This window comes from Bacillota bacterium (genome assembly GCA_040754675.1).
Taxonomy (GTDB): Bacteria; Bacillota; Limnochordia; order Limnochordales; family Geochordaceae; genus Geochorda.
In genome coordinates, this window is the sequence record JBFMCJ010000100.1 from 1 (window position 1) to 10,259 (window position 10,259).

The window sequence follows — 10,259 nt, forward strand, 5'->3', positions numbered from 1 at the left end:
GGCCCCCGACCAGGACCGGAGCGGGACCGGCCACGCCATTACGGTCCGAGAACACCTGCGGGTGCAGCGCATCCGTCTGGCCGGGCGCTGGGAAAGCTACGCGGTGGCCGGCACTCCCGCCGACTGCGTCAAGCTGGCTTTGCTCGAACTCTGCCCCGGCCCTCCGGACCTGGTGGTCGCGGGGATCAATGCGGGGGCCAACCTGGGGATCGACGTGTTTTACTCAGGCACGGTGGCGGCCGCGCTGGAAGGGGCGCTCATGGGCCTTCCCAGCATCGCCGTCTCGTGCATCACCGACAAACAAGCGCCCCGTTTCGAGGCGGCCCAGAAGGTCGTTCCCGTCCTGGCCTCGTGGATGATGACGCGGGATACGCGGTTGGCGGCCGTGCTCAACGTCAATGTGCCCGAGGGCGCGTTCGGCGGGGCGGAGGCCATACGCTGGACGCGGCTGGGGCTGAAACGGCGCTACCGGGACTGGTTCGAGCGGCATGCCCAGGGAGACGGGGACCATCACTTCCGGTTGATGGGGGATGCCGACGAGGCGGACCAGGACGACCCATCCACCGACGCCGGCGCGGTTCACCACAACTTCATCTCCGTGACCCCCGTCCACTTCGACCTCACCGATTACTCTTTGATAGAGGAGCTGGGAGCCGCCCCGGGCGGTCGGTTCGAGGTCGCCGGTCGGGCGGCCTCGAAGGATTTCCGCCGGAGCGGCGCATCACAGGACGGCCGGACCGCCTGAGGCCAAGGCCGGGGCCGGGTGCCCCGGTGCAAGGGGAGAGGGATTTGCGACGGGCGGGGAGACCTGGACAGGCGCGGGCCCTGGCAAGGGCGCTCGTGGCTTTCTCGGCCGCGGCAGCAGGGTGGCTCGCCGTCGCAGGTCAAGGGGCCCTGGGGTCAGCCGCTCTCATGCCGGCTCCTGTCGAGTGGCGCAGCGTCCTGCAGGCGGCTTCCGGTCGCGAGGATCCCGAGGGCGGCCTCTTGCGGGCGGCTGCGTACATAAACCTCGGCCGGATCGTGGACGCGCTCGACGAGGTGGATGCCCTCTCCCGGCTTGCGTATCGGGACCTCGCGCGGGTTTTGGTGCCCCAATACGAGGCAGCGGTGAAGGCGTCGCCCGGCGACCTGGTGGCGCTCAACTGCCTGGCCTTCGGGTATTACGCCCTGGATCGGATGGACTCGGCCATTGCCACTTTGGCCGACCTGGGGCAGCTCGATACCTCCAACCCCTGGCCCCGAAACCTGCTTGCCATCGCCTACCTGGCGCAGGAGCAGGTCGACGCCGCTCGGGCGGCGGCGCAGGAGGCGCTGAGGCTCGACCCAAGCAACCAGTACAGCCACCTCATCCTGGCCGTGGCTTACTACCGCAAGCACGATTACCTGCGCTTCCTGGCCCACTACGTCCGGGGCAGGGGTGCTGCCCGGGAACTGGAGCGCTACCTCAAGCAGCGGTCCGGAACCCAGAGCCAGGGGGTACAATCGTTGCCAGACCGCGTCGAAGGGGATGCCCCCGGAGGCTAAGAATATAGCCAGCGGGGAATGGGAGAGGCCCCCCGGCGCGGGGCCGGAAGGAGGAGGAGCCCCCGTGTTTCAGGTATCTCCCGAGGACGTGCTTCGGGGGTTGAAGCGGTTCAAGCGGCTGGCCAAGCAGGACATCCTGGCCGCCAGCAAGACGCCCAACCCCCGGTTCTGGAACCTCCACGCCGAAGCCCGCCGAAAAGTCTACGACGCCCTGATGCAAGCCATCGAACAAGCAGGACTCGAGAGCGCCTACGAGCTGGCCCGCAGGCAGTTTGCGGAGCTTGCTCGCCCCACCAGGGACGACCCGGAGCAGCACGGTCAGGAGCAGGCACTCACGCTCTTCTTCCAGATGCTCGGGATGACCGACGAACAGATCGCGGCCCTTCCGCAACAAGAGCCTGTTCCTCAAGAGACCGCAAATCCATCGGTTGCCGTCAACTGAGGTAGACCCGGCTCCGGAGCTGCACAAGGCGCCGGATGCCGCCTGGCATGGCGCAGCGCCGTGCGACGGCTTGCGCCGGTGCTAGCTTACTTTGCGCAGGACGCCGATAACCTTGCCCAGGATCTGGACGTTCTGCGTCAGGATGGGCTTGTACCGGGGGTTTTCCGGCTGCAACCGTATATGGTCGTGTTCCCGGTAGAAGCGCTTCACCGTCGCCTCGTCATCCACGAGCGCCACGACGATCTCGCCGTTGCGCGCTGACGGCTGCGACCGCACCACGACGTAGTCGCCGTCCAGGATCCCCGCGTTCTTCATGCTGTCGCCGCGCACCCGCAGCATGAAGACGTCCTCGTATTCCGTGAAATCCACCGGGAGCGGGAAGAAGTCCTCGATGTTCTGGAGCGCGAGCAGCGGCTGGCCGGCCGGGACGCGGCCCAGGACGGGTACGTTGATCATCTCCTTGCGGATGATCTGGCGGTCTTCCAGCAGCTCGATGGCACGGGGCTTGGTGGGATCCCGGCGGAGGTACCCCTTCTCCTCCAACCGTGCGAGATGCCCGTGCACCGTGGAACTCGAGCTTAATCCCACGGCCTCGCCGATCTCGCGCACCGAGGGTGGGTAACCCCGGGTGCGTACCGTCCTCTTGATGTAGTCGAGGATCTGCCGCTGGCGCGGCGTCAGCTCCTTGGGAACCATGGGCGGCAGCACCGTCCTTCCTGCCGGCGCAGCACCCGGACGCCGGCGTCCCTGGAGGTCATAGCCATCATAACACACCTGTTCGCCGTTTGCAAACATAAGTTCGGAAGGGCTCACGTGTCATTCCGGGGGACCGCTTGACATGCGCACATCCGTTCGCTATGATACGAACGGAGCTTCGGAGAACGGTCATTCGTGGAGGATGGCCCATGGACGGGAGCCTTAACCCGGGTAGGCAAAAGCTGCTGTCCGGCCGCAAACACCCGCAAGGGGTCAGCGGTGAAAAGCGCCACAGGCACCTCGCCCTGGCCGCCAGCGGCACCATTCTGTTGGGCTCGGCCCTACTGGCCGGGGGCTACTGGCTGCAATTGACCCGCCAATCCGTCCCGGTGGCGGCCATGGCTCCGGGGTCCGCCGCCGGCCCTCGGCTGGCGCGAGGGGAGCGGTGGGTCGTGGTGCAGCCCGGGGATACGCTCTGGTCGCTCGCGGTGAAGCACGGTCCCGCAGGAGCCGATCCGAGGCGGTACGTGGACGCCATCCTCCGCGAAAATCCCGGTGCTGACGCGGCCCGCTTGCGGCCGGGTCAGGCGCTCTATCTCCCGCACCCCTGAGTGGAAGGGGTGGGGGCAAGCTAGTAGGGAAGGCGGTTGAGTTGCTCCTTCAACCGCCGGTTGAGCACATGGGTGTACCGCTGGGTCGTCGCCAGCGAGGCGTGCCCGAGCAACTCCTGAATCGTCCTCAAGTCGGCATCGGCCTGGAGCAGAAGAGTGGCGACGGTGTGGCGCAGTTTGTGGGGTGAGACGCCGGGACGCACGTTTGGGACCGCCGTCAAGAGCCGGCGCAGGAGGTACCGGACCCCTGATGGTGAAAGAGGTGCACCCCGCCGGTTCAGGAAGAGGCGGTCGGGCAGCGGCCCTTTGCCGCCGGGCCGCAGCTGCCGCCGCTGGACAAGGTACGCCTGCAGTACCCGGACGAGGTCGTCGCGCAAGGGCACCAGGCGTTCCTTGCCGCCCTTGCCGAAGAAGCGGACGGCGCCGGCCGCAAAGTCCAGGTCGTCGATTCGCAGCCCCAGAAGCTCGCCGAGACGGCACCCGGTGTACAGGAACGTGGCGACCAGGGCACGGTCCCGCACCGGGTCAGGGCCCACCTCTGCAGCAGCGTCCAGGAGAGCAGCCGCCTCTTCGGCGGTCAGAAAGACCGGCAGGCGCCTGGGCAGCTTGGGGGTATGCAGGCGCTCCGCCGGGCTTGCCTCCAGGAGCCGCTCCTCCACGAGAAACCTGTAGAACCCCCGGATAGCGCTCACCTTGCGGGCACGGGTCGGCGCCTGGTTCTGGCGCTCGTCGTACACGTACTCCAGGAAGCCTCTCAGAAGGTACTCGTCGGCGTCGAGGAGGGTTCGCTGCTGCTCCCGGCAATAGCGCTGCAGCAGGCGCAGGTCTCCAATGTAAGCCTGCGCCGTACGCCGGCTGAGTCCCCGCTGGACCAGCAGGTGCCGGTAGTAGCGTTCCAGCAAGGGATCCTGGTCAGAAGCGTCGCGCGCCGGGGCAAGCGCCGCGGGGCCCGCGCTGTAGGCGTCTTGCGGAACAGGGCCGGTGCCGGGCTTCTTCCGGTGAGGCTGCCTCGTGCTCATCGCCTCATCTGTTCGGCGCTGTTGCACCCTGGCCTGCGGGGAGGACCAGCCGGGGCTGCAGCTTTTCATGCGGACCGATACCCGGTTTGGGATTGCACTGCGCTAAATAGACATTTAGCGCAGTAGAGCAGATTCCTTCCGGGCCGGAACGAGCTGGTGGGCCGCAAAAGCCTCATGGGGCTGGTCGGCGGTCATGTGCCGCCGGCCCGCCGGCGTTTGGCAGGGCCCCCTCGGGGTTCTGGTAGCCCTGCAGGCGAAGGGCCTCGGCGTATTCGGGGTGCAGCACCCAGCGGCCCGCCTCCAGCACGTAGCGGCCCCACGGCCAGACAATGAGCGCATCCGTCGTCAGCGCAAGGACGTCGGGGGCCGGCGATGCCCAGGTGTACGCCGCCAGCGCGGCGGTCACCACGATTGCGGCTCCGGCGTCACGCACGGCCCGTGCGGCCATCGCCAGCGTCTCGCCGGTGTCTGCGATCTCGTCCACGACGGCGACGCGGCGACCCGCCAGCGCCTGGCCCGGAGGCTGCAGCCACACCGGATGGCGTTCGACGACGCGGTCTCCCCTTCTCCGTGAGAGGCTGACGGGGAAGAGGTCGATTCGGAGGTTCAGGGCTACCTGGGTGGCGGCAATCAACCCGCTGCGGGCGATCCCCACCACCCCGTCGATCTCGCGCACCGCCAGCGCCTGGGCCACTCTGCGGCACAGGCTCTCGAACTCGTTCCACGTCACCGGCCGGATGCCCCGGCGGCTGGCGTAGTCGTACGGCGTGGCGCCAGGTTCGCCCAAATGACAGTGCCCTTCTTCCCTGACTTCGCTTTGCGCCGTACTGGCGCCCCGGCCCAAAACAGGCCCCGGCCCAGCACAGGCCGTCCCTATAACTGCCCGGCCATCCGGTGCCGCTGGTGCTCCTTCAGCATGCACCGGTCCACGACCACCCGCAGCCCCGCCTGGCGCGCCCGCTCGGCGGCCTGTTCGTGGACGACACCTTCCTGCAGCCAGACGGCCTTCGCACCCACGGCGATGGCGTCCTCGACCAACTGGGGAACGTGCTCCGGCCGGCGGAACACGTCCACGACGTCGATGGGTTCAGGCACGGAACGCAGATCAGGGTAACTCTTCTCGCCGAGCACCTCGGAGACCGTGGGGTTTACCGGGATGATGCGGTAGCCCTGGCGCTTCAGGTAACTGGCCACGTTGTGGCTGGGACGGGACGGGTCGGGCGACAGTCCCACCACGGCCACTGTTCGGGCGGTCTTCAGGATCTCCAGCGCCTCGTCCTGCATCGAGTCGCGGCCCTCCCTCCGCGGTGCGGTGCACCGGAAGCCTGGATTGGACAGAGGAGGCGAAACGCCTCCCTACATTATGGCGCCGGCGCGGCGGGCCGCGGGGCCCCCTCTCCCCCAGCGAAACGCAATCCGGCTCGTGCTCGTCGTTCAAACGAACCCGGCCGCTGTTGAATCTTCGCTGCGAGAAAATCTCTTCACTTCGCGCAAATTCTCTTGATCATCCGCCCCGTGCTCCTCTATACTGTTGGCACCGTTACAACCGTGAGTCCAGTCGCGCAGGTTGCAGGGAGGGAGAGCGATGGGCATTCCGGTTTGCGGTAACGACGGCGCCCAGCTTCGAGACCGCGCTGCCGCTGAAGTGGCCCACCTCGAACGGCAATGGGCGGAGGACCCGCGCTGGCGCGGAATCCGGCGGGACTACTCCGTAGACGATGTGGTGAGCCTGCGGGGTTCCGTCCGAATTCATCACACGCTGGCCCGTATGGGGGCCGAGCGTCTTTGGGAGCTGCTCCACACCGAACCCTACGTGGCAACTTTCGGCGCCATGACGGGCGCACAGGCGGTCCAGATGGTGAAGGCCGGCCTCAAGGCCATCTACGTCAGCGGCTGGCAGGTGGCGGCCGACGCCAACGTGGCCGGCCAGACGTACCCCGACCAGAGCCTGTATCCGTCCAACAGCGTTCCGGGCCTTGTGCGCCGAATCAACAACGCCCTGCTGCGGGCCGACCAGATCCACTGGAGCGAACGTCAGGCCGGCACGTGGTGGCTGGCTCCGGTGGTGGCGGACGGTGAGGCCGGGTTCGGGGGTGTCGTCCACGCCTTTGAACTCACGAAGGCCCTCATCGAGGCCGGTGCGGCGGGCCTCGAAGATCAGCTGGCGGCGGAGAAGAAGTGCGGCCACATGGGCGGCAAGGTGCTGGTGCCCACGGGACAGTTCACCCGCACGCTTCAGGCCGCGCGGCTCGCTGCGGACGTGTTAGACGTTCCAACCGTGATCATTGCGCGCACCGATGCGCTCAGCGCCACTCTCCTGACCAACGACGTCGACCCACGGGATGCCCCCTTCCTCACGGCTGATCGTACCCCCGAGGGGTATTTTGTCGTGCGGGGCGGGCTGGAGAGCGCCATTGCCCGGGGGCTTGCCTACGCCCCGTATGCGGATCTCTTGTGGTTTGAGACGTCGCGGCCGGATCTCAACGAGGCCCGGCGGTTCGCCGAGGCGATCCATGCACGGTTTCCCGGGAAGCTCCTCGCGTACAACTGCTCGCCTTCCTTCAACTGGCGGCGCAACCTGGACGATGCGGGCATCGCCGCCTTCCAGAAGGAACTGGCAGCGCTTGGCTATCGGTTTCAGTTCATAACCCTGGCCGGGTGGCACCTGATCAACCTGTACACCTTCGAGCTGGCTCGGGCGTACCGGGACGAGGGCATGACCGCTTACGTGCGGCTGCAGACCGAAGAGTTCGCGCAGGAGCCGCTGGGATACACGGCCGTGCGGCACCAGCGGGAGGTGGGCACTGCCTACTTCGACCGGGTGGCCATGGCGGTCTCGGGCGGGCAGAGCGCGACGACGGCCATGGCCGGATCCACCGAGGCGAAGCAGTTTGGGAGTTAACGCGGCAAAGCCGGGCCATCCCAAGCCCTGTGGCGGTTGACAGCTACCCGGTGGTGGGCAGGCGCGGTTGCCTTGGGGTGAGCCGGCGTGGTATACTCCTGTCCGGCGCAGGGGCGTAGCTCAACTGGCAGAGCACCGGTCTCCAAAACCGGCGGTTGCGGGTTCAAGTCCTGCCGCCCCTGCCAGCGGTGACAAGGGTTCTCGGGATCGTCCGATTGCAGACCCCCTCTCCTGCAAACGACTTTGCAAACGTCCTGGCAAACGGCGCCGCAACCGAAAAGCCCCCGGGTGGTGTCCCGGGGGCTTCGCGGTGGGGGCTGACGACGAGGGGGGTTCACCCGAGAGCTTCCCGAGGGGATGGGAAGAGCTCGTCGAGCTTGCGGGTGGCTCCCTCGTCCACCCCCGGCAGCAAGTCGCCGTAGATGTCCATCGTCACCTGAATGCTGCTGTGGCCCAGGATCTCCTGCACCACCTTGGGGTGCACGCCCTGCTTGATCAGCAGCGCCGCGCAGGTGTGGCGCAGGTCGTGGAAGCGAATGTGCGGCATCAACTCCTCTGGCGTCGGCTCCCTCCCCTGCTCTTTCGCCCGCTCGGTCGCCTCCCGGTTGATGGCCCGCAGGGCCCGGGTCAGCTCATGGTTGACCCAGGTCGGGTCGATGGGCGTGCCGTTGTCCTTGCAGAAGACCAGCCCGAAGTCCCGGTAGTCCTGAGCGTAGAAGTCCCGCCCCTGGCTGACCGCCAGCATCCGATCCAGCAGCGCCCGGCGCACGAAGTCGGCCATGGGGATGCGCTTGCCCCGCTCCCGCTTTGGCAGCCCCAGTACGGGCCCATCGGGGGTGCGGTCCTCCAGGCTCTTGCGGATATACAGGGCCCCGCGGGCGAAGTCCACGGAATCCCACGTCAGGCCCAAAAGTTCGCTCTTCCGGCAGCCGGTTCCCAGGGCTACTGCGACCAACGGCCCCAGCGGGTGGGGCTTCGGCTCGTCGGGCTTCTCGCGCCGCTCCTGCTCGGGCCGGGTGTCGGCCAGGTACGCCAGCAGCCTCTCGGCCTGCTCTGCCGTCAGACGTGTGGCCTGGTACTTCTTGGGCCGGGGCGGCGGAAGCTGATCCGCCACGTTGCGGCCGACGTAGCCCCACTCGACGGCGCAATTGAGGGCCTTGTGGATCAGGCGGAAGTGGTGCAGCAGCGTTTGTTCGGACAGCCCGGCCTTGCGCTTCTCCCGGAAGTACACGGCCAGGTGCTCTCGCGTGAGCCGGTCCAGCCGAACGGCGCCCAGGCCCGGCAACAGGTGGTCTTCGATGATGTCCTTGTAGCCCCGCTGTGTCTTGATGCGCTTGCGCTCGACGTGCTCCGGGATGAACTTCTCCCGCAGGAACTCGGCCAGGGTCATGCGCTGGGCCGGCACGTGGCCCGACTTTTCGACCTCCTGCTGCATCTGCCGGCGCAACCGGCGGGCCTCGTCGAGCGTCCGGGCCGTGGCCCACTTCCGGCGCTCCTTGCCCGTGATGGGGTCGCGGCCTGCATAGACCGGCACGAGGTAGCTATTGCCCCGCCGGTAGATGCCCGTCTCTACCTTCTCAATGGTCGGCACCCTCGGCGCCTCCTCTCCTGTCACATCCCCCACCGGATCCAGTACCAGACCCGCCCGCCGTCCTCGATGCACCCGGCCCGCTCCTCCGGGCTCAGGGCGGCCGGGCGGTCGTGCCACACCAGCACGATCTCCCGGCGTGCAGCCAGCTCGAGGACCAGGCGGTCAAAATGCTCGGCGCCTGCCCGGCCGGCGAGGGCCCGGCGAACCACCGGGATGGGGACGAGCCCGAGCTGCCGATTGGCCCGGTCCAGCCTGTCGATGGTGGCGAACAGCGCCGCACGGAACGTTTCCAGGTTGACGCTATCGGGCATCGGAGGCGTTACCTTGTACCCCCGGCGTTCGAGCTCAGCGACCAGTACCGCGCTCGGCATCTCGGCCAGCGTTGCCCGGGCCACGTCAGCGCACCTCCTTGGCCTGCTTCCGATTCGCCATCTGCGCCCTGTTCTGTTCGTAAACAGGGCCGATGGCTTCGTCCACTTCACGCTCCTCATTGGACTTCCACAGCCTCATGTACCGCTCAACGGCATCGACCAGAAGGGCGTTGATAGAGCGCCGCTCCTCGAACGCCCGGCGACGGACGGCCTCGAACAGGGCCTCTGGGAGCCGGATCAGGGTGGCCTTCCGCACCCGTCTCACCTCCGATAACATGCTAACATGTTATCGAATGACTGTCAACGAGGGGCGGATAACCTGGTCACGCGTCCGGCAAGCTGCTGAGCCAATCCCGGAGATCCCGCGGCCGAATCAGCACCCGCCTGCCGTACCGCTTCGCCTTTAGCCGGCCAGCGGCAATCTCGCGGCTGATGGCGGAATGCGACACGCCCACAATGCGGGCGGCCTCTCGAACGCCGAAGGCGAGGCGGAAGGGTAGGTCCCCTGGTCGGCGGCCGCTAACCAGCCCGGCGGGCCCGGGTTGTGGTTCGCCTGGAAGGGAACCGGGCTCCGTCCCCGCAGGCGGGAAGGCCACCGGGAGACGGCCAACTCGCGGCGACAGCCTTTCATCCCCAAGAACCGGCTTATCCGGCAACGTGACGCCCTTGCGGGGCCAGTTGGGTGGTAGGCCAGGCATTCTCTTCACGCCCTTTTTGGCGCCGGTGTTAGTTCCACGCACCCGGATATCTCCCGAGCCGCGCAGCTCTGAGGGGGCTGATGCCACTCGTCTGGCTGTGCCTGTTCAGCATGTCCGAACGGGGCGGGAAGCTAAGGACCCACAGGTAGGCGCGGGCACTCACGTCAGACGTCACACCCAGGCCATGGACGGCCCAGACATGCTGCAGGTGGTTCGCGGCTTGCGCCAGCAAGCGCCCCACATGGCGGCGCAGCACGAACGAGGGCACCATTTGGCGTAGCAGCGAAGCCGCCTCGAAAAGATAAAGGCGCGCCCTCAGAGCGACCGCAATGGCGCAGGTGCGGATCGCTTCATCGATGCTCGCTTCGACCGCTGCCATGGAGCCGGCCTTCTTCGAGTGAACGA

At 67.4% G+C, this 10,259-nt stretch carries 14 protein-coding genes and 1 tRNA gene; 6 read left to right on the plus strand and 9 right to left on the minus strand.

Annotated elements, in window-relative coordinates; genetic code table 11:
• The 3 genes from surE to AB1609_07825 all read left to right on the plus strand — a co-directional run.
• Positions 1–745, plus strand: a 745-nt coding sequence (surE, locus tag AB1609_07815; GenBank protein ID MEW6046373.1) for a 5'/3'-nucleotidase SurE, incomplete at its 5' end; no start/stop codon positions are given.
• Between the two features lie 44 nt (positions 746–789).
• Positions 790–1,524 carry a hypothetical protein gene (locus tag AB1609_07820; protein ID MEW6046374.1) on the plus strand — a complete coding sequence of 245 codons (735 nt, stop codon included), beginning with the start codon at positions 790–792 and terminating at the stop codon, positions 1,522–1,524.
• A gap of 64 nt (positions 1,525–1,588) precedes the next feature.
• On the plus strand, positions 1,589–1,966 hold the full coding sequence (locus AB1609_07825) for a hypothetical protein (GenBank protein ID MEW6046375.1): 378 nt from the start codon (positions 1,589–1,591) through the stop codon (positions 1,964–1,966).
• 81 nt (positions 1,967–2,047) lie between these two features.
• On the opposite strand, the gene lexA is transcribed toward AB1609_07825, so the two are convergent.
• Positions 2,048–2,662: a transcriptional repressor LexA gene (lexA, locus tag AB1609_07830; GenBank protein MEW6046376.1), complete on the minus strand. Its 615-nt coding sequence runs from the start codon at positions 2,660–2,662 to the stop codon at positions 2,048–2,050.
• A 209-nt stretch (positions 2,663–2,871) separates the two neighbouring features.
• Between lexA and AB1609_07835 the strand changes: the two genes are divergently transcribed.
• Positions 2,872–3,273, plus strand: coding sequence for a LysM domain-containing protein (locus tag AB1609_07835; protein ID MEW6046377.1), 402 nt, complete (start codon positions 2,872–2,874; stop codon positions 3,271–3,273).
• 20 nt (positions 3,274–3,293) lie between these two features.
• Here the strand turns inward: AB1609_07835 and AB1609_07840 are convergent, their stop codons facing one another.
• The 3 genes from AB1609_07840 to AB1609_07850 all read right to left on the minus strand — a co-directional run bounded on the left by AB1609_07840 (position 3,294) and on the right by AB1609_07850 (position 5,576).
• The gene (locus AB1609_07840) at positions 3,294–4,292 is read right to left on the minus strand and encodes a tyrosine-type recombinase/integrase (protein MEW6046378.1); all 999 of its coding nucleotides are present in this window, start codon (positions 4,290–4,292) and stop codon (positions 3,294–3,296) included.
• Between the two features lie 172 nt (positions 4,293–4,464).
• Positions 4,465–5,079 (minus strand): phosphoribosyltransferase, encoded by a 615-nt coding sequence (locus tag AB1609_07845; protein MEW6046379.1) that lies wholly within the window; start codon positions 5,077–5,079, stop codon positions 4,465–4,467.
• Between the two features lie 86 nt (positions 5,080–5,165).
• Positions 5,166–5,576 (minus strand): CoA-binding protein, encoded by a 411-nt coding sequence (locus AB1609_07850; protein MEW6046380.1) that lies wholly within the window; start codon positions 5,574–5,576, stop codon positions 5,166–5,168.
• A 301-nt stretch (positions 5,577–5,877) separates the two neighbouring features.
• Here AB1609_07850 and aceA point away from each other — a divergent pair, with 301 nt between their 5' ends.
• Both aceA and AB1609_07860 read left to right on the plus strand, forming a co-directional pair.
• Positions 5,878–7,194, plus strand: coding sequence for an isocitrate lyase (gene aceA, locus AB1609_07855; protein MEW6046381.1), 1,317 nt, complete (start codon positions 5,878–5,880; stop codon positions 7,192–7,194).
• A gap of 109 nt (positions 7,195–7,303) precedes the next feature.
• A tRNA-Trp gene (locus AB1609_07860) sits at positions 7,304–7,379 on the plus strand.
• Between the two features lie 149 nt (positions 7,380–7,528).
• Here AB1609_07860 and AB1609_07865 read toward each other — a convergent pair.
• From AB1609_07865 to AB1609_07885, 5 genes are all read right to left on the minus strand, one after another.
• Entirely contained in the window at positions 7,529–8,785 is a 1,257-nt protein-coding gene (locus tag AB1609_07865; protein ID MEW6046382.1) for a tyrosine-type recombinase/integrase, read from the minus strand.
• 20 nt (positions 8,786–8,805) lie between these two features.
• Entirely contained in the window at positions 8,806–9,180 is a 375-nt protein-coding gene (locus tag AB1609_07870; GenBank protein MEW6046383.1) for a hypothetical protein, read from the minus strand.
• Between the two features lies 1 nt (position 9,181).
• Positions 9,182–9,412 carry a hypothetical protein gene (locus AB1609_07875; GenBank protein MEW6046384.1) on the minus strand — a complete coding sequence of 77 codons (231 nt, stop codon included), beginning with the start codon at positions 9,410–9,412 and terminating at the stop codon, positions 9,182–9,184.
• 67 nt (positions 9,413–9,479) lie between these two features.
• Positions 9,480–9,854 (minus strand): helix-turn-helix domain-containing protein, encoded by a 375-nt coding sequence (locus AB1609_07880; protein MEW6046385.1) that lies wholly within the window; start codon positions 9,852–9,854, stop codon positions 9,480–9,482.
• A 28-nt stretch (positions 9,855–9,882) separates the two neighbouring features.
• Positions 9,883–10,259: hypothetical protein (locus AB1609_07885; protein ID MEW6046386.1), on the minus strand; the 377-nt coding region annotated here is incomplete at its 5' end.